This window comes from Aliivibrio sp. S10_S31 (genome assembly GCF_014694495.1).
Classification (GTDB): domain Bacteria; phylum Pseudomonadota; class Gammaproteobacteria; order Enterobacterales; family Vibrionaceae; genus Aliivibrio; species Aliivibrio fischeri.
This window is the reverse complement of the sequence record NZ_JAAUWR010000005.1, coordinates 158,347-181,898: the sequence shown is the minus strand read 5'-3', so window position 1 is coordinate 181,898 and position 23,552 is coordinate 158,347. Positions and strand designations below refer to the sequence as shown.

Annotated in this window: 22 protein-coding genes; 7 read left to right on the top strand and 15 right to left on the bottom strand. The window is 39.7% G+C overall.

The window, feature by feature from the left end; translation table 11 throughout:
* Window positions 1-220 precede the first annotated feature (220 nt).
* The gene (gene purM, locus HC728_RS06420; RefSeq protein WP_005420494.1) at window positions 221-1,261 is read left to right on the top strand and encodes a phosphoribosylformylglycinamidine cyclo-ligase; all 1,041 of its coding nucleotides are present in this window, start codon (window positions 221-223) and stop codon (window positions 1,259-1,261) included.
* 126 nt (window positions 1,262-1,387) lie between these two features.
* The gene (gene purN, locus HC728_RS06415) at window positions 1,388-2,026 is read left to right on the top strand and encodes a phosphoribosylglycinamide formyltransferase (RefSeq protein WP_170618919.1); all 639 of its coding nucleotides are present in this window, start codon (window positions 1,388-1,390) and stop codon (window positions 2,024-2,026) included.
* Between the two features lie 58 nt (window positions 2,027-2,084).
* On the opposite strand, the gene HC728_RS06410 is transcribed toward purN, so the two are convergent.
* A complete protein-coding gene (locus HC728_RS06410; protein ID WP_190395221.1) occupies window positions 2,085-2,918 on the bottom strand; it encodes a class II glutamine amidotransferase in 834 nt (277 codons plus the stop codon).
* Window positions 2,919-2,990: 72 nt separating this feature from the next.
* Entirely contained in the window at window positions 2,991-3,572 is a 582-nt protein-coding gene (gene lpcA, locus HC728_RS06405) for a D-sedoheptulose 7-phosphate isomerase (protein WP_005420499.1), read from the bottom strand.
* A gap of 342 nt (window positions 3,573-3,914) precedes the next feature.
* On the opposite strand from lpcA, the gene fadE reads away from it, so the two are divergent.
* Window positions 3,915-6,362 (top strand): acyl-CoA dehydrogenase FadE, encoded by a 2,448-nt coding sequence (gene fadE / locus HC728_RS06400; RefSeq protein ID WP_005420500.1) that lies wholly within the window; start codon window positions 3,915-3,917, stop codon window positions 6,360-6,362.
* Window positions 6,363-6,430: 68 nt separating this feature from the next.
* On the opposite strand, the gene HC728_RS06395 is transcribed toward fadE, so the two are convergent.
* From HC728_RS06395 to dnaQ, 3 genes are all read right to left on the bottom strand, one after another.
* Complete coding sequence (locus HC728_RS06395; protein ID WP_011262411.1) at window positions 6,431-6,607, bottom strand: hypothetical protein; 177 nt, start codon at window positions 6,605-6,607, stop codon at window positions 6,431-6,433.
* A gap of 172 nt (window positions 6,608-6,779) precedes the next feature.
* The gene (locus HC728_RS06390) at window positions 6,780-8,042 is read right to left on the bottom strand and encodes a TIGR03503 family protein (protein ID WP_065597981.1); all 1,263 of its coding nucleotides are present in this window, start codon (window positions 8,040-8,042) and stop codon (window positions 6,780-6,782) included.
* 10 nt (window positions 8,043-8,052) lie between these two features.
* Window positions 8,053-8,784, bottom strand: coding sequence for a DNA polymerase III subunit epsilon (gene dnaQ / locus HC728_RS06385; RefSeq protein ID WP_011262413.1), 732 nt, complete (start codon window positions 8,782-8,784; stop codon window positions 8,053-8,055).
* 37 nt (window positions 8,785-8,821) lie between these two features.
* On the opposite strand from dnaQ, the gene rnhA reads away from it, so the two are divergent.
* Window positions 8,822-9,295, top strand: coding sequence for a ribonuclease HI (gene rnhA / locus HC728_RS06380; protein WP_081248912.1), 474 nt, complete (start codon window positions 8,822-8,824; stop codon window positions 9,293-9,295).
* On the opposite strand, the gene HC728_RS06375 is transcribed toward rnhA, so the two are convergent.
* Window positions 9,292-10,032, bottom strand: a complete 741-nt coding sequence (locus tag HC728_RS06375; protein WP_190395228.1) for a methyltransferase domain-containing protein — start codon at window positions 10,030-10,032, stop codon at window positions 9,292-9,294. The genes rnhA and HC728_RS06375 overlap by 4 nt on opposite strands.
* Before the next feature lie 50 nt (window positions 10,033-10,082).
* Between HC728_RS06375 and gloB the strand changes: the two genes are divergently transcribed.
* The 3 genes from gloB (at window position 10,083) to HC728_RS06360 (ending at window position 13,175) form a co-directional block, all read left to right on the top strand.
* The gene (gene gloB / locus HC728_RS06370; protein WP_012533963.1) at window positions 10,083-10,841 is read left to right on the top strand and encodes a hydroxyacylglutathione hydrolase; all 759 of its coding nucleotides are present in this window, start codon (window positions 10,083-10,085) and stop codon (window positions 10,839-10,841) included.
* A 91-nt stretch (window positions 10,842-10,932) separates the two neighbouring features.
* Window positions 10,933-12,486 carry a LysM peptidoglycan-binding domain-containing protein gene (locus HC728_RS06365; protein ID WP_017019006.1) on the top strand — a complete coding sequence of 518 codons (1,554 nt, stop codon included), beginning with the start codon at window positions 10,933-10,935 and terminating at the stop codon, window positions 12,484-12,486.
* Window positions 12,483-13,175 (top strand): YIP1 family protein, encoded by a 693-nt coding sequence (locus HC728_RS06360; protein WP_017019007.1) that lies wholly within the window; start codon window positions 12,483-12,485, stop codon window positions 13,173-13,175. The genes HC728_RS06365 and HC728_RS06360 overlap by 4 nt, the downstream gene beginning before the upstream one ends.
* On the opposite strand, the gene HC728_RS06355 is transcribed toward HC728_RS06360, so the two are convergent.
* The 9 genes from HC728_RS06355 to lpxA all read right to left on the bottom strand — a co-directional run bounded on the left by HC728_RS06355 (window position 13,156) and on the right by lpxA (window position 23,551).
* Window positions 13,156-14,022 (bottom strand): endonuclease/exonuclease/phosphatase family protein, encoded by an 867-nt coding sequence (locus HC728_RS06355; protein ID WP_026029285.1) that lies wholly within the window; start codon window positions 14,020-14,022, stop codon window positions 13,156-13,158. The two genes, HC728_RS06360 and HC728_RS06355, sit on opposite strands and share 20 nt — an antisense overlap.
* A 117-nt stretch (window positions 14,023-14,139) precedes the next feature.
* Window positions 14,140-14,478 (bottom strand): nitrogen regulatory protein P-II, encoded by a 339-nt coding sequence (glnB, locus tag HC728_RS06350; protein ID WP_005420517.1) that lies wholly within the window; start codon window positions 14,476-14,478, stop codon window positions 14,140-14,142.
* A 142-nt stretch (window positions 14,479-14,620) separates the two neighbouring features.
* Entirely contained in the window at window positions 14,621-14,932 is a 312-nt protein-coding gene (locus HC728_RS06345; protein WP_012533648.1) for a cytochrome c, read from the bottom strand.
* A 51-nt stretch (window positions 14,933-14,983) separates the two neighbouring features.
* Complete coding sequence (gene tilS, locus HC728_RS06340) at window positions 14,984-16,354, bottom strand: tRNA lysidine(34) synthetase TilS (RefSeq protein WP_017019009.1); 1,371 nt, start codon at window positions 16,352-16,354, stop codon at window positions 14,984-14,986.
* A 70-nt stretch (window positions 16,355-16,424) separates the two neighbouring features.
* Entirely contained in the window at window positions 16,425-17,384 is a 960-nt protein-coding gene (accA, locus tag HC728_RS06335; RefSeq protein WP_017019010.1) for an acetyl-CoA carboxylase carboxyl transferase subunit alpha, read from the bottom strand.
* 51 nt (window positions 17,385-17,435) lie between these two features.
* Window positions 17,436-20,915 carry a DNA polymerase III subunit alpha gene (dnaE, locus tag HC728_RS06330; RefSeq protein WP_190395220.1) on the bottom strand — a complete coding sequence of 1,160 codons (3,480 nt, stop codon included), beginning with the start codon at window positions 20,913-20,915 and terminating at the stop codon, window positions 17,436-17,438.
* Window positions 20,915-21,538 carry a ribonuclease HII gene (gene rnhB / locus HC728_RS06325; RefSeq protein WP_005420535.1) on the bottom strand — a complete coding sequence of 208 codons (624 nt, stop codon included), beginning with the start codon at window positions 21,536-21,538 and terminating at the stop codon, window positions 20,915-20,917. Before rnhB ends, dnaE begins: the two co-directional genes overlap by 1 nt.
* Before the next feature lie 4 nt (window positions 21,539-21,542).
* A complete protein-coding gene (lpxB, locus tag HC728_RS06320) occupies window positions 21,543-22,694 on the bottom strand; it encodes a lipid-A-disaccharide synthase (protein WP_012533690.1) in 1,152 nt (383 codons plus the stop codon).
* Between the two features lie 68 nt (window positions 22,695-22,762).
* Window positions 22,763-23,551 (bottom strand): acyl-ACP--UDP-N-acetylglucosamine O-acyltransferase, encoded by a 789-nt coding sequence (gene lpxA / locus HC728_RS06315; RefSeq protein WP_005420540.1) that lies wholly within the window; start codon window positions 23,549-23,551, stop codon window positions 22,763-22,765.
* Between the last annotated feature and the right edge of the window lies 1 nt (window position 23,552).

The window sequence follows — 23,552 nt, the reverse complement described above, 5'->3', positions numbered from 1 at the left end:
ACTCCAGATACATTAATCAAACCTTCTAATTATACATACTTTTTCATTAAAAAATTAAGTTATATGAAAATAATTCACTAGCATTGAAATCGTTTACCGAGTTTATTATTTTTTATTACAAATATTATGCAAAATTCCTTACGCAAACGTTTCCCTTTTTACATTGTGCTGTTAGAATGGCGCGGATTTTTGAAATCCAACCTATGGCGAGGACACCTCCGTGAGCGACAACAAAACTTCTCTTAGCTACAAAGATGCTGGCGTAGACATTGATGCTGGTAATGCACTTGTTGATCGAATTAAAGGCGTAGTGAAACGCACTCGTCGTCCAGAAGTAATGGGCGGCATTGGTGGTTTTGGTGCGTTATGTGAACTTCCGACGAAATACAAGCAACCACTTTTAGTTTCTGGTACCGATGGCGTAGGTACAAAGCTTCGTCTAGCACTCGATTTAAATAAGCACGATACCATTGGTATTGACTTAGTTGCTATGTGTGTAAATGACCTAATTGTTCAAGGTGCTGAACCACTGTTCTTCCTTGATTACTATGCAACAGGCAAACTTGATGTTGATGTTGCTGCTGAAGTAGTTACAGGCATTGGTGAAGGCTGTATTCAAGCCGGTTGTGCACTTATTGGTGGTGAAACCGCTGAAATGCCAGGTATGTATGAAGGCGAAGATTACGATGTTGCTGGCTTCTGTGTTGGTGTTGTAGAAAAAGAAGACGTTATTGACGGAACTAAAGTTGCCGCTGGTGACGCTCTTATCGCTGTAGGTTCAAGTGGCCCACACTCAAACGGTTACTCATTAATTCGTAAGATCCTTGAAGTATCAAATGCTGATCTTAACGAAGAACTAAATGGCAAAACTATTGCTGCTCACCTAATTGAGCCAACGAAAATCTATATTAAATCAGCGCTTAAGATGATTGCTGAGCATGATATTCATGCTATCTCACACATCACTGGCGGTGGTTTCTGGGAAAATATTCCACGCGTTTTACCACAAGGCACAAAAGCTGTCGTAGATGGTAACAGCTGGGAATGGCCTGCTATTTTCAACTGGTTACAAGAGAAAGGTAACGTTGATACCTACGAAATGTACCGCACTTTCAACTGTGGTGTAGGTCTTGTTGTTGCACTTCCAAAAGAGCAAGCTGAACAAGCGGTTGCTTTATTAAATGCTGAAGGTGAAAACGCTTGGGTTATCGGCGAAATTGCAGCAGCAGAGCAAGGCGAAGAACAAGTAGAGATCCGTTAATCGTTCTTTAAACTTTGACCTGGTTCATAAAGAAAAAATAAAAGGTGATCATTTAATCGATCACCTTTTTTATAGCTATTATTTATGTTCGAATAGTTCTCATTACAAATTAAAAAGATAGGTATGATGAAGAATATTGTTGTTTTAGTTTCAGGCAATGGCAGCAACTTACAAGCCTTTATTGATGCTTGTGGTAATAAAATCCCTAATGCACGTATCGCTGCTGTTATCTCAAACAAAAGTGACGCTTACGGATTACAGAGAGCCATTGATGCTGATATTAATGTGCATTCTTTAAATGCCAAAGCATATGACAGTCGTGAGCTATATGATGACGCTCTAGCTACTCTAATCGACCTTCACAAACCCGATGTCATTATCCTTGCTGGATTTATGCGAATTTTAAGTGAAGCATTTGTCACTCGATACCAAGGAAAAATGCTCAATATCCACCCTTCTCTTTTACCCAAATACACGGGATTACATACTCATCAACGTGCTATTGATGCAGGAGATAAAGAGCATGGAACAAGTGTGCATTTTGTCACTCCAGAATTAGATGGTGGACCTGTTATTCTTCAAGCTAAAGTTCCTATCTTTGAAAATGATAATACAGAAGATGTAGCATCTCGTGTACAAGCCCAAGAACATGTCATTTACCCTATGGTGGCGAATTGGTTGGTAGAAGAAAGATTAACCATGGTCGATGGGAAAGCGATTCTTGATGGTACCGAATTAGGTCTATCCGGTCTAGAAACGGAATAGATGCAAAAAAGCCGCTTTAATAACTAAGCGGCTTTTTAAGTTCTACGTACTTTTAATGCTAAAGAGCACTATTTACTGGACATTCAGATGGAGGTGGTGCCATATCAGGAACCGTATCGTAGTTTCCTGCACTCAGCTCTCCAAAATGAAACAACGCGTACTCACCGACTTTCATTTTACGCCACTCTTCATTATCCGTCAGAGGTTGCGTAGCTATAATCGAAACAACATCGTTTGGGGTTGTCTCTTTATGAAAATCAATCGTTACGTCTTCATCAATTAAGGAGGCTTGACCAAAAGGTGCTCTTCGAGTTATCCAATGCAAATTATTTGAACAGTAAGTCATCACATACTCACCATCACTTAATAGCATATTGAATACCCCTAAGCTTCTTAAATGATCACTACACTCAGAAACAAACTCAAACATCAGCATCATATCTTGAGGTGGTTCAGGATACTTATCTTCTAATTGATTTAATAACCAACAAAAAGCGCGTTCACTGTCTGTCTCACCAACAGGCCGAAAACGTCCTGTAGATAATTGGTCAAACCCCGTTAGTTGACCATTGTGAGCAAACGTCCAATACTTCCCCCATAACTCACGAGTAAAAGGGTGTGTATTTTCAAGGTTTACATCACCTCGATTCGCTTGCCTAATGTGACTGACTACCGCTTTGCTTTTTATTGGGTAATCTTGAACAAGTTCAGCTATTTTTGAATGACAACTTGGCGTAGGGTCTTTAAATGTACGAAATCCTTTCCCTTCATAAAAAGTAATTCCCCAACCGTCACGGTGTGGTCCTGTATTACCACCACGCTGAACTAATCCTTTAAAACTAAAACAAATATCTGTTGGTACATTAGCACTCATTCCGAGCAGTTCACACATACTTGCGTTACTCCTTTATGCGCAAAATAGCCCATCTCAACATATGAATATCAAGATAGGCTGCAAGATGGATTATGCTTCCATCTCTTTTTCAATCAATTGAATCACAATATGGATAATTTTAATGTGAATCTCTTGAATACGGTCAGCGTAGCCAAAATGTGGTACACGGATTTCAACATCCGCAAGACCCGCCATTTTGCCGCCATCTTTACCCGTTAATGCAATTGTCTTCATGCCTTTTTCTTTTGCTGCTTCAATTGCTTTAATAATATTGCCTGAGTTACCTGATGTAGATAAACCAAACAATACATCGCCTTTTGAACCAACCGCTTGTGTATAACGAGAAAATACATGGTCATAACCAAAGTCGTTACTTACACAAGATAAATGGCTAGGATCTGAAATCGCAATACCAGGGTATCCTGGGCGATTTTCACGGTAGCGGCCTGTTAACTCTTCAGCAAAGTGCATTGCATCACAGTGTGAACCACCATTACCACAAGACAGTACTTTACCACCTTGTTTAAATGAATCAGCAATCGTTTTAGCAGCTAGCTCAATCTGAGCAATATTTTTATCATCAGCTAAAAAGTCATTCAGTACTTGAGCGGCTTCTGTTAATTCAGAACGGATCAGATCTTGATAAGACATAGGATACTCTCTTTTATTATTTTCCCTAATTGGGGCTAATCTCAGTGTACCTATCCCCTTTTATCTTTAAAAGAGATTCACTCTATATTTCTTCTCTCTTCTCCAAAAATATCACTCTTTCCCCTGCAAAAAAGCAGATATCACTCACTGAAAAATGAATATTGTTTATTAATTACTCAACCTAGATCACTTTTTAATCACGAGCATTATTTACTTTTCATTAACATTAGAGCTACACTTAATTTAACTGGTTAGACCTCTTACCTAAATAATAAATTTACGACATGTAATCGTAATACCTCTGTTCCTACAAACAGAGCAGCGCCGGAAAAGGAGAATCACATGGCCCTGACACTATTAGCAACAGTAATTGCACTTGCTGCATTAAGCTATCATCGACAATCTTTGAAAACCTCAACCTTGGTTATTGCAGGTATTCTTGCCATTAGCTCTGGGTTAGGTTACGCAGGTTTTATTTCTTGGGCTGTCTTTTTACTGGTCTCAGTTCCACTAAATATTCCTTCAATTCGACAATCTCTATTCAGTAATAAAGCACTTTCTCTATTCAAAGGCGTTATGCCAGAGATGTCACAAACCGAAAAAGATGCGATTGAAGCCGGTACAGTTTGGTGGGAAGCCGAATTATTTAAAGGTAACCCTGATTGGAAATTTCTTCATGGTATTCCTAAAAATACGCTATCAGATGAAGAACAAGCTTTTATGGATGGTCCAGTAACAGAGGTCTGCCGCATGGTTAATGACTATGAAGTCACCCATGAGCTTGCCGATCTTCCACCAGAAGTATGGCAATACCTAAAAGATCATAAATTCTTCGCTATGATCATTAAAAAGAAATACGGTGGATTAGAGTTTTCTGCCTACGCTCAGTCTTGCGTACTTCAAAAATTAACCAGCGTATCTGGTGTGCTCTCTATCACTGTAGGTGTTCCTAATTCATTAGGTCCTGGTGAGTTATTACAGCATTACGGTACAGAAGAACAAAAAAACTATTATTTACCTCGTCTAGCTGAAGGTAAAGAGATCCCATGTTTTGCACTAACAAGCCCTGAAGCAGGTTCTGATGCTGGTTCGATCCCTGACTATGGTGTTGTGACTAAAGGCATGTGGGAAGGTGAAGAAGTCGTAGGTATGCGTATTACTTGGAACAAGCGCTATATCACACTAGCCCCTGTCGCTACCGTTTTAGGTTTAGCTTTCAAACTTCAAGATCCAGATGGTTTACTTGGTGATAAAAAAGATCTTGGTATTACTTGTGCTCTTATCCCGACGGATTTAGATGGCGTTAAGATTGGCCGTCGTCATTTCCCATTAAACGTACCATTCCAAAATGGTCCAACTCAAGGTAACGATCTATTTGTTCCGCTGGATTACATTATTGGTGGAGAAAAAATGGCAGGACATGGCTGGCGTATGCTGGTGGAATGCTTGTCAGTTGGTCGTGGTATTACACTGCCATCTAATGCCACAGGTGGAGCGAAAACAGCAGCACTTGCAACAGGAGCTTACGCTCGCATTCGTCGTCAATTTAAGCTTCCTATTGGTAAAATGGAAGGTATTGAAGAACCATTAGCACGTATGGCAGGTAATGCTTATATGATGGACGCTGCGAGTAACTTAACCGTTGCAGGTATTGTTCAAGGCGAAAAACCATCGGTTATCTCTGCAATTGTGAAATACCACTGTACACATCGAGCTCAGCGTGTCGCTATTGACGGAATGGATATTTCTGGTGGTAAAGGGATTTGTTTAGGTAATTCCAACTTCTTAGCTCGAGGCTATCAAGGTTCACCGATCGCTGTCACGGTTGAGGGAGCAAACATTCTCACTCGTTCAATGATCATTTATGGCCAAGGGGCTATTCGTTGTCACCCTTATGTTCTTGCTGAAATGGATGCCGCTTATCTCGATGATAAAAAAGCATCATTAGAGCAATTCGATTCCGCAGTCTTTGGACATATTGGTTTTGGTATCAGTAATTTCGTTCGCAGTTTCTGGCTTGGCTTAACGGATGGTTATGGTTCTAAAACACCATTTAATGATGAAACCAAACGTTATTATCAACAAGTGAACCGATACAGTACAAACCTTGCTTTATTATCTGATATCTCAATGGCTGTACTAGGAGGAAGTTTAAAACGCCGTGAGCGTATGTCAGCACGTCTTGGTGATGTATTAAGCCAACTTTATTTAACTACATCAACATTAAAACGTTTTGATGATGATGGTCGTCAAAAAGAAGATTTAGCTCTGGTTCATTGGAGTGTTCAAGACTCTCTGCATCAAGCAGAACAAGCGATTGATGGATTACTGTCTAATTTCCCAAATCGATTTGTTGCTGGTGCGATGCGCTTTATCCTATTACCGACTGGACTTCGTCGTCAGAAACCAAGTGACAAACTTGATCATAAGTTAGCACGTATTCTTCAAGAACCGTCAGGCGTTCGTAGTCGAATTGGTCGAGGGTTATTCTTGGAAGCAAGTCGCTTTAACCCTGTAGGAAAAATGGAAGAAGCATTAATTGATATTTTAACTGCTGAACCAATTTATGACCGCGTATGCAAAGAATCTAAGCAACGTTTACCATTTATGCAGCTTGATCGTGTGGCGAAAGTTGGATTAGAACTCAATATAATTTCTGACAAGGAAGCGCTGCTATTACGTAAAGCAGAGAAGAGTCGATTAGCAACGATCAACGTTGATGACTTTGATCCAAGCGAACTTATCGTAAAACCACAAAACCACAGTGTTGAGCACAGTAAAATTGCATAACCCTTAAAATCAAAAAAGGCCAGAGTAACTAACATTACTCTGGCCTTTTTCATAATATCTCTATCTTATTAAGGTAAAGACATTACTAATTTTAAATAAATTATTTCTTCAAGTGATAAGCAATCAATCGTTTTATTGCATGAACCTAATTCTTGAGCAGCTACTGTTAGCTGTTTTTGTTCATGATGATGTGCTTCTAGCGCTTGCTTAAATGCAGCTTCTAACTTCGACTTACATGTAATCAAAACATACCTCACTTAATTGAAGCGAGGAGTATAAATAAGCCGTATCGATAATTCAATTTTTATAAAAAAGCAAACGTTAACTTTGGGCTAAATGTAACAAAACACTACAAAAGAAGGAGTTATAATGAGAAAAACCGCAAAAACTGCGGTTTTAATCTTAACTAACGTGATTTTATACTTTTGGTGGCGGTGGCATGGATAACTTTTCCGCTTTTGGCGCTGCATCTTTTACCGCTTTTGTTACCTTAATTTTTTTCCAAGCTAAAATACCTGCAAAAATAAGTAAGATAATCAACAAATTACCAGCAACAACATAAATCCAGAACCACTTACGAGCCTCTGCTCGCTCTTCTATTATTCTTTGCTGCTCTTCGAGCTTTTTCTTCTCAGCGGCTGCTTTTAGTCTCGCTTCATGTGCTGCTTTTAAATCAATCGGTTCAGTAACACCATAATTATGAGTTCCTAAATTAAATTGCAATGGTCTATCTGTTGCCATATCCGTTGCATACACCCATCCAAACCATGAGTTTTTACCCGGTAAATAACTATTTGGTAAATCAAAATACAATTTAGTTTCGTCTTTTTCTGACTGAGCTTGAGTAATCGTTACTCTTTCTTTTGGATCAACTTGTTCAATATGAGCCGCAAGTGAACCTGCTTTTATTGCGCCAGCTTCCGTATCTATAGTCATGGTATGTTTACGGTTTTCATTACGTGCTTGCGTAAAGCTTGCACGAATAGGCGCTGGGTATACCAATACATCTTGCTCAACGGTTCTTAAGAAAACACCATTACGAGATTGAATGCGAACCCAATATTTTCCTGGTTTAATATTAACTGGTAAGTTAACCGTAAACACACCATCACCAGCAACTTCATCCAACCCTTCACCATCATCCTCAAACGTTCCTAGAACTTCAGGTAGTGGGCGCGCTTCTTTTACTAGCTCCTTTTCATTGGCAAGATAAGGCGTAAACGTCACATTTAATTTAATACGATTTAAAAAATCTCTTAAAACTAATGGCTTTCCATCTTGCTCTAAACGTGCAGTAAACTTGAGCGTTTCAGATTGGTACAATTTCTTTGGTAAGGTATCAACGCTTAACGTTAAGTTAGATAAAATCTTCACTTTATTTTCAGGAGTGATCTTACCTATTGCTTGCCATGGCCCAGGCATTGGATTTTCAATGGAAATAATATCCATGCCATTTTCTTCATACCAAGCAACATTCTTAGGATGTTCCCAAGCGTAATATTTGGTGCCATCAGGGCGAACAAGTGTGACAGCTTGAGATGCTTTCTCACGATAAACTAAAAAAGAAACTTGTTTAATCGTAGGATCAACACGAAAACGGTTATCCAACCAAGACATCTCCGTACTTTTCGCCCAAGAAACCATTGGGACAAAAAGTGCAATTATCAATAACCGCCACATACTCAAACTCCTAACTACGCCACAAACAGGCATCACCAACAATATCCAAACGCTTTTCATGCGCTTCTAATTCATCGGCCGTTGCACGTAAAACCTTTAATCCTTTTCTACCTGAATTCAGTCTTTTAATGGTTTCTTCGTCTGAATCAGATGAATTTTCTCCAGATGAAAAGCTCAAACTTGTCTGCCCACCGGTCATTAACAGGTAAACATCAGCTAGGATCTCGGCATCCAGCAAGGCGCCGTGAAGAGTTCGGTGTGAGTTATCAATACCATAGCGTTCACACAAGACATCTAGGTTATTACGTTTACCTGGAAATATCTTTTTCGCCATGGCCAAGGTATCGGTAATTTTACAATACTGATCCGTGGTACCAATTAACTTATTGAGTTTACTGAATTCATAATCCATAAAGCCAACATCGAAGGGCGCGTTATGAGCAACTAACTCAGCCCCTTTAATGAACTCAAGGAATTCATCATGGATGTCTTTATACTCAGGCTTATCATATAGGAATTCGTCAGTAATACCGTGAACATCAATCGCCTCTAAATCGATCAATCGATCTGGCTTAATGTACACGTGGAAGTGATTACCGGTTAATTTACGATTAATGATCTCTACGGCACCGATCTCAACGATACGGTGGCCTTCATAAACAGGACCACCGGAGAAGTTCATACCAGTGGTTTCTGTATCGAGAACTATAATTCGATTCGAAGAATTGTTGCTAGCATTCATAGGTTCATTTGTGTCAGACTATTTCTAAATTCCTCTAATGATAACAGAGATAATGAAACAGGTTGAAATTTTCACAGATGGTTCTTGTTTAGGTAACCCAGGTCCAGGCGGTTATGGCATAGTAATGCGCTATAAAGGGACAGAAAAAACATTTTCAGAAGGGTTTAATAAAACCACTAACAACCGTATGGAAATGCTAGCAGCAGTGGTAGCTCTACGTAACCTAAAGGAACCATGCTCTGTCATACTCACCACAGACAGTCAGTATGTTCGTCAAGGCATCACTCAATGGATCCACGGTTGGAAAAAAAGAGATTGGAAAAAAGCGGATAAAAAGCCAGTCGTCAATGCCGATCTTTGGAAACAGTTAGATGCTGAATCTGAGCGCCACAAAATTGATTGGCGCTGGGTAAAAGGTCACGCAGGTCATCGTGAAAACGAAATGTGTGATGAATTAGCGAGAACCGCAGCCGAAAACCCGACTCAAGATGATACGGGTTATCCTGGTTAATCAGGTTTCATTTTTCCTTGACGGGTTTGAGCAACAGAAATAGGAGCCAACTTTGGCTTCTTTTTCCAAGCCGATTTTATTGGTCTTAATGGATACGTTCGTTTTCTCGCAACAATAAAATAAATACCACTAATAGGCTTAACAGCATCCCCACCAAGCCCTTCAAACCATGTCGACATTGTTCGGTAACGAGTCAATGGAGCTAAAGCAAAACAATCACTGTACACCACTTCAAAATTCAATACGCTCAACCAATCTTTAATTCGGTGAGGCGTAAACATACGTCCACTCCAAGGTAAATTATTTTTACGCCATGGAAATAAGCTTGCAAGCCCAATAGCACTCATTGGATTAAACCCCGTTAAAATAACGTAGCCATCACCAATAAGCACTCGATCTATTTCTCTGAGTAATTGATGAGGGTCTGATGAGTAATCTAACTGATGAGCTAATACACAAGCATCTATACTTTTTTCAAGAAACGGCAATTGAGGCAATTCTGCAGTAATATTTCTTAGCGAATTTTTGTTATCTAGGTTAACTTGGTGTTTAATATTACAAAAGCGACTATCTAACTCAGCACTTAGTCCACCAATTTTGAGCATATGGTAACCGAATAGTTTGGGACACCACTCATCCAAACGTGATTGAATAAGCTCACAAATCCACTCACCATGAGGGATATCTTCCCATGAATGTGGTTTTTCAATTTTTTTATCAAGCAGTGCTGGCTTAATCAAGATCGTTACCTATACCATCGAATAATAAAAAGTTTGGAGAAATGTGAATGCTATCAGTAAAAAGCATACCTGCATTTAATGATAATTACATTTGGTTAATTCACAACAATGACAATCATTGTGTTGTTGTCGATCCCGGTGATGCTACCCCTGTTTTAGAGTGCATTAAAGAGCATGACTTTATTTTAGATGCAATTTTAATTACACACCACCACCATGACCATATCGGTGGCGTTCCTGAGTTGGTAAGACAATTCCCTAGCGTCAATGTTGTAGGCCCAGAGAATGAACCTATTCCAACCTTAACTCATCCCGTTGGAGATGGCGATTTTGTTGAGTTATTTGATGAGCAATTCATGGTGTTAGGTGTCCCTGGGCATACCAATGGTCATGTTGCTTATGTTGGCGATGAAAAACTTTTCTGTGGTGATGCTCTTTTCTCTGCGGGTTGCGGTCGATTATTCGAAGGCACGGCGGAACAAATGTTTAACTCATTACAAAAAATGGCAGCATTGCCTGATGAAACTGAAGTCTACTGTGCACATGAATACACAGCATCAAACTTGGCATTTGCACTCGCCGTTGAGCCAGATAATGATTACCTATTACGTTATAGAGAAAAAGTCCTTCACCTACGAGCTCATGGTAAATCGACGATTCCATCGACTCTACAACGAGAAAAACTCATTAATCCTTTTTTAAGAACAAGTGAAGCGAATGTAAAGAAATCGGTAGCAAGTAAAGTGCAAGATAGTACCGAGGTTGAGATCTTTACCGCATTAAGAAGATGGAAGGACGAGTTTTAAGTATGAAACTTGTTTGATGTGTGGTTGCAAAGTATTATTCGCCTCCAAATAAAAATATTAATACGATTAAACACACTGAAGGCAATACATAATGAAACTGAAATTCCATTGGATTGGACTCGCATTATTAGCAGGCTGTCAAACGGCACCAACACCTGAAAATACACAGCCTGATACTAACTCAGCAATCACCACGCCTTCAAAAACAGAGCCGAAAGCAGCAGAAGTTAAACCTGTTGAAAAACCGGCTCCTACCCCTCAAGAACAAGAAGATGTTTGGCAACGCATTGCTATGCAACTTGAGATGCCAATTCCAGATAATGAATCGGTTGATTACTACCGTAATTGGTATATCAAACATCCAAGCCACCTTCGTACCGTTGCAAAGCGTGCAAAGCCATTCTTATATATGATCACGGTTGAAATTGAAAAGCGTGGTTTGCCTATGGAATTAGTTTTACTCCCTGTAGTAGAAAGTGCATTTGACCCATTCGCCTACTCTCATGGTAGTGCTGCAGGTTTATGGCAATTTGTTCCAGGTACCGCAGATCGATTTAAACTAGAACGAAACTGGTGGTATGACGGACGCCGTGATGTACCTGCAGCAACAACCGCTGCCTTAGATTACATGGAATATTTCGACAGTCGCTTTGATGGTAATTGGCAACATTCAATTGCCTCATACAACAGTGGCGCTGGCCGTGTGTCTCGTTCAATTAAAAAGAACCAAAGATTAGGTAAACCAACTGACTTTTTCTCTTTAGATCTTCCAAAAGAGACCAGTGGTTATGTTCCAAAACTGCTTGCTTTAGCTGATGTGATTAAAAACCACGAAAAATACGGCGTTGAACTACCACCAATTCCTAACAAACCCGTTTTAGAAATGGTTGATCCTAAGCAGCAGTTAGATCTTGCCATTGCCGCAGAGTTTGCGGGTATTTCCATCACAGAATTACAAGGTTACAACCCAGCTTATAATCAATGGGCAACCTCTCCTGATGGCCCATACCACTTATTACTGCCAATCGAACATGTTGATCAATTTAATGCCAATTTGAAAAAGAACGCGAACAAAACAATGAAAGTGGTTCGCTATAAAGTTCAATCAGGCGATACCATCAGTCAATTAGCGGTTAAGCACAATACGACAACCAAGATCATTGAACAAACCAATGACTTAAATGGTGCAAACATTCGTGTTGGTCAATATCTATTGATCCCAACGGCTTCTAAAGGCAATAAAACGTATGCGTTAAGTGCCCCGCAACGCTTGAAAAAAACGCAAGCAAAAGCGAAAGGTAAATATAAGTTAACTCATAAAGTAAAAGACGGGGAAAGTCTGTGGAGTATTGCTCGTGATAACAGTATTTCTTACCGTGACCTTGCTAAATGGAACGGCATGGCTCCAAAAGATTCATTACGTGTAGGCCAGAACCTAGTAATTTGGAAAAACAATTCAGATGGCGCAATCATTCGAACTGTTCATTATCAAATCAGACAAGGTGATAACCTAAGCTCTATCGCACAGAAATTCAGTGTCGCTGTGACAGATATAATGAAATGGAATAACATCGAACGAGGCTCTTACATTAAGCCGGGACAAAAATTAAAACTTTACGTTGATGTTACTAAGGTAAACGTATGACACCTTCTTCAAATCCATTGATTTTATTGGTCGATATATTTCGCTCACCAGCTGACTGTTTTGCTGCGCTATACGAGCGTGGCAAATGGGCATGGCTGCCTTATGTTCTATTAATCTTTGCTCCATTTATGTTTTGGGGAACCTATTTCGATTTAGTGAATTTCGAATGGGTAACCACTAACTTGACCGCCCAAATTGAGAGTATTGGTGGCCAAGTTCAACCTGAATGGCTAACAAAAGAGATATTACTAGCAGGCGAAGTAATCAATGATGTAACAGGCCGAACTGCTTCAATTCTGTTACTTGCTTTGTGGTTTAAACTAGCAACAAAACAAAGCCAATATCAGCACGGTTATTTTAAGTGGGTTGCGGCAAGTACTGTTGTGATGTTTCCAGCTCTAGTTGGTGATATCGCAAGCTATGCCAGTTTACTACTTAATCATGCGAACATAATGCCTTATGCTGCTGACTTAAATAGTTTAAATGGACTAATGAAATTACCAATGACAGATCATTGGTCAGCTTACGCTAGCTCTTTCCCACTATTAATGCCTTGGTATATTGCTTTAAGCTATGCAGCTCTTGGGGCATGGACTGATTTAGATCGTTCTAAATCACTTATTATTGCCATCCTTCCTTGGATAACTTGTTTTACATTATGGGGCTTTATTACTGCTTTTTCAGGCTAAATATGGCTTGTAATGGATTATGATCAGAAGCGTGACTCTTTATCGAGCGCGCTTCTTTTATATCTAACCCTCGATAAAAAATATGATCTAACGCTAACCCTGTCATAAAGCGCATTCGCTCATCTGGCGAAAAAATCACTTCTTTCATATCCAATTCTTCAACTTGCTTTCTTAATGTCGCTAAACGAGCTTCACTCCACGTATTAAAATCACCAGCAATGATCATAGGACCACTATGACGACTCACTTCTTTAGACAAAGACGCTATCTGTTGCTGATAGTCTTCCGTTCCAATAGTGAAATTAATTGCATGGATGTTAATCACCATTAATTCTTGCCCATTCGATAATGGGTATTCGGATAATAGTGCGGATTTTGGTAACCTTAACCATGGTTCAACAGCAGTATGAGCACACACTCTAAGTGCTTGTTCTTTAGCAAGGCTTAATACCCCAGCACTGGTATCAAACACATCAAAAGCACGAACTAATTCTGCCGAATAACGTTTATTAACAACAAATTCTTTCAGCTCAGGGGTTAAACTCGCCTCTTGTAATAGCACTAAGTCAGTTTTATTCGACAATTCAATTAATGCTTTTTTCCACCCTTCATTTTGCTGCTTATATATGTTCCATACCAATACACTTAACTCTCCATTACGATCTAAAGGAGCTGAAGCGGGAAACGTCTCACAACCCGATTGATAAGTAGGCTGAGCAGATACTTGAGTTTGAGATAATTCAATAAACTCAGGAGATTTAGGCACCGTAAAGATTATGGCTTTTGCCACTAAAGCAGCGGTAACAATAAAAGCGATACCAGATAGAACAATCGTTTTCTTTTTCATAAACAAAAAAGGAGTGACTCATCACTCCTTCCTTCTATTAACACCAATACAATGACCGTATTTCAGCTCAATAATGAACAACAATCATCACATTAGTATGAGTATAAATTGATACTATTAAATAGCATCTTCGTCTTCTTCGCCTGTACGAATACGAATAACACGGCTAACATCAGTAACAAAGATCTTACCATCGCCAATCTTACCCGTTTGTGCAGTTTCAATAATGGCATCAATACATTGATCAACCACATCATCACTCACCACGATTTCTAATTTCACTTTTGGTAAGAAATCGACCATGTATTCAGCACCACGATACAATTCTGTATGACCTTTTTGACGACCAAACCCTTTAACTTCAGACACTGTCATACCTGTAATGCCAACATCAGCAAGGCTTTCACGCACATCATCTAATTTAAATGGTTTAATGATGGCTTCGATCTTTTTCATATTAGTCCCTTAACATCAATATTGAATATATAGCCATTATCGTTGAGTGACTACAAACATTCAATAATAAAAAAGCACCGCATACCAGCAGTGCTTTAATTTATGATTTTGTTTTAAAATAATACTGTTAGTGAAATTGCTATTATTTCATCGTTGAGTAATACGCAGCTAAGTTTTCCATATCAGCATCACTTAACATCATAGACATTGGTTGCATAATGGCTGAGTTACCACCACTGCGCTCTTTATTTTTATATGCTTTTAATGACGATACGATATATTGAGCATTCTGACCTTTCAGATTTGGATACCCCGGAATAACAGCAATTCCATTTGCTCCATGACATGATGCACAAATTGCTGATTTTGCTTTTCCTGCTGCAGCATCACCCGCTGCCAATGTCGGTGCTGAGGCCATTAATGCGATAACCGCTAATCCAATTATTTTTTTCATTCCATTGCTCCTTATAATTTTAAGTTATTGTGCCAAGCTCGTTTTGAATGTCTATTCTGATACAGGTTTATGCCAAAGTAGCTCACATTCTTGCCCTGAAAATGCTTTGCAAACAAACAATCCAGCAACAGCAGCTAATTCATCGTTATAAAACACCATTGGTAATCGTGAGCGTTGCCAAGTAGGTACTTCATACTCTTGATACAGTTTTTTCATTTTACGGCTATGTTGACGTTTCTCGGGATGTGGCGCCAAACCAATAACATTAAAACGCACCTCTACTTTTTCATTAGGTAACGGTGCTCTTAATTGCAAAATACCACCCTTCTCATGATGACTAAACTTAGCTCTCAGCTCTAGCTCACCAAGATTATCTGGTAGTGCAATTTTTCCTTCTAACGTCTTTTTCCACAAAGACACATCTTGGTATTTAGGCACACAATAAATATAACCTTGATAACGTCGTATTTGTACAATTCCCAACTCTAAACAAGGATTTGCATCTTGTTGAGCCATAGCAACCTCATTCCATAAAATATGAAGTTGAGTTTGACTAGGGAGTGGGATAGCAAACAATTTCAGCCATAGTCGCAATAACATATTACGAGATGCTAGTGATTCTGGTTCAATCTGTTTAATCGATAGACCTTGAAATTCATTTTGAAACAGCTGCAATTTAGGTTGCAATAATTCAACCAACAACGCTTCTTGCTCCGCACATAATTGAGCACTTCGAGAAACAGCAGAAGCAAAACTTGGCCAACGTTGAGATAACACTGGCGTGATCTCATGGCGTAAGAAATTACGATCAAATCGAGTATCTTGATTACTTTCATCTTCAACCCAAGTTAACTGATGCTGTTGAGCATACTCTGTAATGTGCTGACGAGAGGTAAATAATAACGGTCGGCATTTATACCCAGTTTTAAGCGGGATAATTGAAGGCATAGAAGAGAGCCCAGCGGGACCACTGCCACGCTTAAGCGCTAAAAAAAACGTTTCAACTTGATCGTCTTGGTGTTGACCCGTAAGCAATAAACTATTGGCTCGCATATGTTTTTCTAACACATGATAACGAGCTTTTCTTGCCACCTCTTCCAAGCTCTCTTGCGGACTTACTTTTAAGTTGACTCGCTCGATATAAAGCGGAATATCTAACTCTTCACAATAAGAGGCACAACTCACTTCCCAATCGCTAGCATGTTTACTTAATCCATGATTAACATGAACAGCCATGCATTCCAATTGCTTTTCCTTCGCGTACATTCCAGCTAAACGCAATAACACCATTGAATCAACGCCACCACTTAATGCGACAATTAGATGTGGTTTTTTAACGGAATAAGATGTTATTTGCTGAGAAAAATGAGAATAAAGCATATCAATTAAACCTAAGGTTTCTTCCAATAAAAAAGCGAGCACTCAGGCTCGCTTTCACTTTACTCTATCTTATTGGATTACGCGACTACTGTGCGCGAATCAATAAATGCTATCAGCAGTAACCATAGCTCATTAAGCGTTGGTAACGACGCTCAAGCAGAGCTTCATTATCAAATGCATCAAGCTCTTTTAACTGCTCAAGCAGACGCTGTTTAATGTTCTCAGCTGTCGCTTTATAATCACGATGTGCGCCACCTAAAGGCTCATCAATAATCGTATCAATCAGCTCAAGTTCTTTTAGGCGAGGTGCAACAAGGCCCATAGCTTCTGCAGCTTGTGGCGCTTTATCTGAATCACGCCATAAGATTGAAGCACAACCTTCTGGAGAAATTACTGAATACGTTGAGTATTGAAGCATGTTTACGTAATCACCAACACCGATAGCTAATGCACCACCAGAACCACCTTCACCAACAACGTTACAGATAACTGGAACACTTAGTTCAGACATGATTTTTAGGTTCATAGCGATAGCTTCTGATTGGCCACGCTCTTCTGCACCAACACCAGGGTAAGCACCAGCTGTATCAATAAAAGTAATTACCGGCATATTAAAACGTTCAGCCATTTGCATTAAACGTTTAGCCTTACGGTAACCTTCAGGTTTTGGCATCCCAAAGTTACGTATTACTTTTTCTTTTGTACCACGACCTTTTTGATGACCAATAACCATTACAGGGCGACCATCTAAACGAGCAATACCGCCAACTAATGCTTTATCATCAGCAAACGCACGATCGCCTGCTAATTCATCAAACTCAGTAAACATATGCTCAATGTAATCAAGAACGTAAGGACGCTCTGGGTGACGAGCAAGTTGAGCAACTTCCCATGCACCTAAATCACTAAATGTTTTCTTTTTAAGCTCAAGGCATTTATCTTCTAATTGCTTTATCTCTTTTTCTAGATCAAGCGCATTTTCACCGCCACGACGAGAGATCTCACGTAACGCTTCTACTTTCGCTTCTAGCTCAGCAATTGGTTTTTCAAATTCAAGAAAATTCAGGCTCATCAAAGAATCCTTGTTAGTTTAAGAACACTCAAATTAGTGTTCTTCAATAATCTAGTTAAATTCAAGCTCGACTTGTTGTTCGCCAAGCAACGACTTTAAATCATCCATCAGTTGGTCGGTTGGCGTTACTCGCCATTCTGTCCCTAAGACCAACTTAACCCGAGCATCTGCTCGTTGATAATATACGTTGACCGGAACGGTCCCTGCCCGGTTAGGCTCTAGTATTTGACTAAAGCGCTCAAAAAATTGGTTATTAATTTGAGATTCGGTTACCGATACGGATAACCCACGTGCGTATTTTTCGCGCGCATCGCCCAATGACATCACTTCACGGGCAGACATTTTAAGCCCACCATTGAAATCATCAAAGCTGACCTGTCCAGAAACAAGGACTATTTTATCAGTTTCTAGTAAATCTGCGTATCGATCAAGCGCATCTGAGAACAACATCACTTCCATTCGGCCAGATCTGTCGTCTAAAGTCATTAAACCAATACGAGTCCCACGTTTAGTGGTCATTACTCTAGCAGCTATTACTAAGCCTGCAACTGTTACCGTTTGATCGCGTCGAGTTACGTGAGCATCGTTCAAACGCCATGTCGTATATCGAGACAACTCTTTAATATACGCATTAACAGGGTGTCCAGTTAAGTAAAGCCCTAATGTTTCTCTTTCCCCCTCTAGCCACACTTTCTCTGGCCATTTAGGAACGTGAATATACGCTTGTTCTACTTCTTCAGGTGCTTGAGTTAATACACCAAACATATCAGATTGACCAAAAGACTCCGCTTGATGGTGTTGACCAGCGGCTTTCATCGCATCATCCAATGATGCCATTAATGCAGCTCGGTGTGGTCCTAGTCTATCTAATGCACCAGCACGGATCAGTTTTTCAACTACACGTTTATTGGTTTTCTTAGTATCGATACGAGCACAGAAATCAAATAAGTCTTTAAAGTGACCACCTTTGTTTCTTGCTTCAATAATATTCTCAATTGGGCCTTCACCAACCCCTTTAATCGCACCAATGCCGTAAACAATCGCGCCTTTCTCATCAACGTTAAAACGATACAAACCAGAGTTAACATCCGGTGGTAACACGGTTAACTTCATACGGAAACATTCATCAACAAGACCAATGATCTTATCCGTGTTATCCATATCCGCCGTCATTACCGCCGCCATAAACTCTGCTGGATAATGTGTTTTTAACCATAATGTTTGATAAGAAACTAAAGCATAAGCCGCTGAGTGAGATTTGTTAAAACCATAACCTGCGAATTTTTCTACTAAGTCGAAGATTTTCATCGACAGCTCGCCATCTACACCGTTTTTCTCAGCACCTTCTTTAAAAGTACCACGCTGCTTGGCCATTTCTTCTGGTTTTTTCTTACCCATTGCACGACGAAGCATATCCGCTCCACCTAGCGTATAGCCTGCTAAGATTTGTGCAATCTGCATAACTTGTTCTTGATACAAGATAATGCCGTAAGTCGGTTCTAACGTCTCTTTTAACGATTCATGTTGCCATGTCGCATCAGGGTAAGATACTTCTTCTCGACCATGTTTACGGTCAATGAAGTTATCTACCATGCCTGATTGAAGCGGACCCGGACGGAAAAGAGCTACTAGTGCGATGATGTCTTCAAAACAGTCCGGTTGAAGACGTTTAATCAGATCTTTCATACCACGAGATTCTAATTGGAATACCGCAGTAGTTTCTGAATTTTGTAATAAATTAAATGAGGCTTGATCATCTAAAGGTATCGATTCAATTCGAACTGGATCTTTACCTTCTTTTTCAAGACGAGGGTTAACTAACCCTAATGCCCAATCTATGATGGTTAATGTTCTTAACCCTAAGAAGTCAAACTTAACTAGACCAGCAGTTTCAACGTCATTCTTATCAAATTGAGTTACAGGAAAATGACCATCAGCATCGCAATACAAAGGCGCAAAGTCTGTGATTGTCGTTGGTGATATTACAACACCACCGGCGTGCTTACCTGCGTTTCGAGTACAACCTTCAAGAATACGGCACATGTCGATCAGAGCTTTTACTTCTTCATCTGCATTATATAGCTCTGGAAGTTGAGGTTCGGCTTCGAATGCTTTAGCAAGTGTCATTCCAGGATCAGATGGAACTAACTTCGAAATGCGGTCAACAAAGCCGTAAGGGTGTCCAAGCACTCGCCCTACATCACGAATTACCGCTTTTGCCGCCATGGTACCAAAGGTAATAATTTGAGATACCGCATCACGACCATACATTTCGGCTACGTGCTCAATAACCTGATCTCGTTTATCCATACAAAAGTCGATATCGAAATCGGGCATAGATACACGTTCTGGGTTCAAGAAACGTTCAAAAAGAAGATCATATTCAAGAGGATCAAGGTCTGTGATGTCTAGTGCATAAGCAACAAGAGAACCAGCACCTGAACCACGACCCGGACCTACAGGAATTGCATTATCTTTTGACCATTGAATGAACTCCATTACGATCAAGAAGTAACCTGGGAATCCCATTTGGTTGATTACATCGAGTTCAATCTGTAAACGCTCATCGTATTCAGGTCGACGTTCTAAACGTACTTTCTCATCAGGAAATAAAAACGCCAAACGTCTTTCTAAACCTTCTTGAGATTTCTTAACGAGAAAGTCTTCAATTTTCATCCCTTCAGTAGGGAAATTAGGTAGGAAATACTCACCTAAGCGTACCGTTACATTACAACGCTTTGCTATTTCAACACTGTTCTCTAGTGCCTCTGGAATGTCTGAAAATAATTCACACATTTCCTCTTCAGAACGTAAGTATTGTTGATCACTGTATAATTTAGGTCGACGAGGGTCTTCTAATGTAAAGCCATCATGAATCGCAACACGAATCTCATGAGCATCAAAATCATCGGCCTTTATAAAACGAACATCATTGGTTGCGACAACAGGTAAGTTTTCTTTTTCAGCTAATTCAACCGCAAAATGAAGATAACTCTCTTCATCAGCTCTACCTGTACGCGTTAACTCTAAATAATAATGTTCAGGGAAATGCGTTTGATAAAATTCAACACACTCATTAACGAGTTCTTTATTCCCTTTTAATAATGCTTTACCAACATCACCACTTTTGCCACCAGAAAGCAGAATTAACCCTTCTTTATGGTTAACTAACCACTCTTTGTCCATTACCGGAGTGTGCTGAACATGGCCACGTTGATAGGCTTCAGAGATCAATAACGTCAGGTTTTTATATCCTTCGTTATCTTTTGCAAGTACCGTTAAATTAAATAATTCATTACCAAACTCTTGGGATTGAACTTTAAAGTCCGCACCAATAATCGGTTTGATTCCCGCTCCATGAGCAGCAAAATAATACTTAACTAAACCACATAAATTGGTAAAGTCAGTCAATGCCATCGCAGGCATTCCAAGCTCACCGACTTTTTTTACCAATGGCGGAACTTTAGATAAGCCATCCACCATTGAGAAGTCACTATGAACTCTTAAATGTACGAATTTAGCTTCAGACATTATTCAATCCCTAAAACGCGTTTTACGGGTTTAAAACTTCGACGATGTTCAGAAATAACACCGTGCTCTTCAATTGCTTCGAAGTGTGCCTTAGTTGGGTAGCCTTTGTGCTTCGCAAAACCATATTGAGGATAAGCTTTATCTAGCTCTTCCATCTCTCTATCACGTGTAACCTTTGCAATAATGGATGCGGCGCTGATCTCTTGAACGCGTAAATCCCCTTTCACTACCGCAAGTCCTGCCATTGGTAATTCGGGTACTTTATTACCATCAATCAATGCAAAATCAGGGGTAATATTAAGACCCGCAATCGCTCTTTGCATAGCAACCATCGTCGCTTGAAGAATATTTAATTCATCAATTTCATGCGCTTCACAACGACCTAATGACCACGCTAGTGCTTTTTCTTGAATTTCAGGAAATAACAACTCACGCTTTTTATCTGTTAATTTTTTAGAATCGGTTAACCCTTCAATCGGGTTATTGGGATCCAAAATAACCGCAGCGGTAACAACGGCTCCGACTAAAGGGCCACGACCAACTTCATCAACTCCAGCGAAAAGTTGATATCCTTCTGGATACTCAAACGGCGGTAATTCTTTTGATTCTGTTTTTTTTGTCATCTGGTTATTCTGCTGTTTCTTTATTAATTAGGCGTAATACGGCATTGGCAGCTTGTTTATCTGCGTCTTTTCTAATCCATTGATGCATTTCTGTGAATTTTTCAATTAATTCACTATTATCATTATCTAGTACTTTTTCCATTGCAGGATAAAGAAAATCTGGATGACACTCTTCTTGAATAAACTCTTGAACGAGCTCTTTTCCTGCCAATACATTAGGAAGCGAGACAAATTCAGTAATCGACAGTTTTTGAGCTATCCATCCCGTAAGCTTATTCACTTGATAGCCCACGACCATTGGACGCTTCACTAGCATACATTCTAAAGCAACCGTACCTGAAGCAAGTAACACAGCATCAGCTGCTGTCATCACATTTCGAGCTGTATCTTGAATAATAACAAAATCAAGCTCTGGTGCCGTTTCTTTCCAAATAGTTTCAAATTGCTCACGACGTTTTTCATTTACCGCGGCAACAACAAACCCCATATCTGGATGTTGTTTATGAATTCGTTGGCAAGTTTCAATAAAGGGTTTTGCTATTAATGCGACTTCACCGCCACGACTTCCAGGTAATACTGCAAGCCATTTACGATCTTGCTCTAAACCAAGTAATTCACGAGCAGCAAACTTATCGGTCTCCATAGGAATAGCATCAGCTAGTGTGTGACCAATAAACTCACAAGCTACATTGTATTTATCATAAAATGCTTTTTCAAAAGGCAGAAAGGCTAATACAAGATCCGTAGCAGCATCGATTTTAAAAATACGCTTTGGTCGCCATGCCCATACTGATGGACTAACGTAATGAACCGTTTTAATACCGTTATCTTTTAGTGTTTTTTCAAGACGAAGATTAAAATCAGGTGCATCAATACCAATGAATACGTCCGGTGGATTTTGAGTGAAGTAACGTACTAGTTCCGCTTTTACCTTCAATAAACGAGGTAAGCGACCAAGCACTTCGACCAATCCCATTACGGCTAACTCTTCCATATCAAATAAAGAATCACAGCCCTGAGCTATCATCTTAGGTCCACCGATCCCAACGAACTCTGCATCTGGATATTGTGCTTTGATTGACTTAATAAAGCCTTCACCTAGAGTATCTCCAGATAATTCACCTGCAACAATTCCGATTCGTAATGGTTTGGTCATACTTACTCCAAATAAAAAAGGCCTACATGAATAGGCCTTATATACTTTAACTGTTTTTAATGCCGTTATTAACGAATAATACCGCGCGTTGATTTCTCAAACAAATCTAAGAAGCCTTGAAGAACAGGAAACGCTTCAATTTCTTTGTTTATTTCAACTTTTGCTTCTTCTAACGTATTACCGTTACGGTAAAGTGCTTTATAAGCGCGACGAATTGCATGGATTTCAGCTTTTTCAAAACCACGACGTTTTAGGCCTTCGATATTAATACCAAACGGCTTACAATGGTTACCTTGTGCCATCACAAATGGAGGTACATCTTGAACAACAACTGAAGCACCGCCAATGAAGCTGTGAGCACCAACCGTACAGAACTGATGAACAGGTGACAATGCAGAAACAATAGCAAAATCTTCAACCGTTACATGACCGGCTAATGTCGCGTTATTACCCATAATGATGTTGTCACCAACAACACAATCATGTGCAATATGTACATTAACGCAAAGTAAGTTATCACTACCTACTGTAGTTACACCACGATCTTGAACAGTACCACGGTGGATTTGTACACTTTCACGAATCACATTACGGTCACCGATAACAACCGTTGTTGCTTCGCCACCATATTTCTTGTCTTGGCTTTCTTCGCCGATAATTGCAAAAGCAAAAATACGGTTATCTTTACCAATCGTTGTATCACCTTTGATAACAACGTGTGACATCACTTCCGTACCTTCGCCAATCGTTACATTACCAGAAATGTAAGTAAATGGACCAACAGATACATTAGCTTCAATCGTTACGTTGCCTTCAATAACAGCTGATGGGTGAATCTTAGCAGTTTCATGAATCATA

What these genes read in the sequence shown, in the direction of transcription:
- purN (WP_170618919.1), top strand. Translation starts at nt 1,388, where the DNA reads ATGAAGAATATTGTTGTTTTAGTTTCAGGCAATGGCAGCAACTTACAA.
- HC728_RS06410 (WP_190395221.1), bottom strand. Translation starts at nt 2,918, where the DNA reads ATGTGTGAACTGCTCGGAATGAGTGCTAATGTACCAACAGATATTTGT.
- lpcA (WP_005420499.1), bottom strand. Translation starts at nt 3,572, where the DNA reads ATGTCTTATCAAGATCTGATCCGTTCTGAATTAACAGAAGCCGCTCAA.
- fadE (WP_005420500.1), top strand. Translation starts at nt 3,915, where the DNA reads ATGGCCCTGACACTATTAGCAACAGTAATTGCACTTGCTGCATTAAGC.
- HC728_RS06390 (WP_065597981.1), bottom strand. Translation starts at nt 8,042, where the DNA reads ATGTGGCGGTTATTGATAATTGCACTTTTTGTCCCAATGGTTTCTTGG.
- dnaQ (WP_011262413.1), bottom strand. Translation starts at nt 8,784, where the DNA reads ATGAATGCTAGCAACAATTCTTCGAATCGAATTATAGTTCTCGATACA.
- rnhA (WP_081248912.1), top strand. Translation starts at nt 8,822, where the DNA reads ATGATAACAGAGATAATGAAACAGGTTGAAATTTTCACAGATGGTTCT.
- gloB (WP_012533963.1), top strand. Translation starts at nt 10,083, where the DNA reads ATGCTATCAGTAAAAAGCATACCTGCATTTAATGATAATTACATTTGG.
- HC728_RS06365 (WP_017019006.1), top strand. Translation starts at nt 10,933, where the DNA reads ATGAAACTGAAATTCCATTGGATTGGACTCGCATTATTAGCAGGCTGT.
- HC728_RS06360 (WP_017019007.1), top strand. Translation starts at nt 12,483, where the DNA reads ATGACACCTTCTTCAAATCCATTGATTTTATTGGTCGATATATTTCGC.
- HC728_RS06355 (WP_026029285.1), bottom strand. Translation starts at nt 14,022, where the DNA reads ATGAAAAAGAAAACGATTGTTCTATCTGGTATCGCTTTTATTGTTACC.
- glnB (WP_005420517.1), bottom strand. Translation starts at nt 14,478, where the DNA reads ATGAAAAAGATCGAAGCCATCATTAAACCATTTAAATTAGATGATGTG.
- HC728_RS06345 (WP_012533648.1), bottom strand. Translation starts at nt 14,932, where the DNA reads ATGAAAAAAATAATTGGATTAGCGGTTATCGCATTAATGGCCTCAGCA.
- accA (WP_017019010.1), bottom strand. Translation starts at nt 17,384, where the DNA reads ATGAGCCTGAATTTTCTTGAATTTGAAAAACCAATTGCTGAGCTAGAA.
- dnaE (WP_190395220.1), bottom strand. Translation starts at nt 20,915, where the DNA reads ATGTCTGAAGCTAAATTCGTACATTTAAGAGTTCATAGTGACTTCTCA.
- rnhB (WP_005420535.1), bottom strand. Translation starts at nt 21,538, where the DNA reads ATGACAAAAAAAACAGAATCAAAAGAATTACCGCCGTTTGAGTATCCA.
- lpxB (WP_012533690.1), bottom strand. Translation starts at nt 22,694, where the DNA reads ATGACCAAACCATTACGAATCGGAATTGTTGCAGGTGAATTATCTGGA.
- lpxA (WP_005420540.1), bottom strand. Translation starts at nt 23,551, where the DNA reads ATGATTCATGAAACTGCTAAGATTCACCCATCAGCTGTTATTGAAGGC.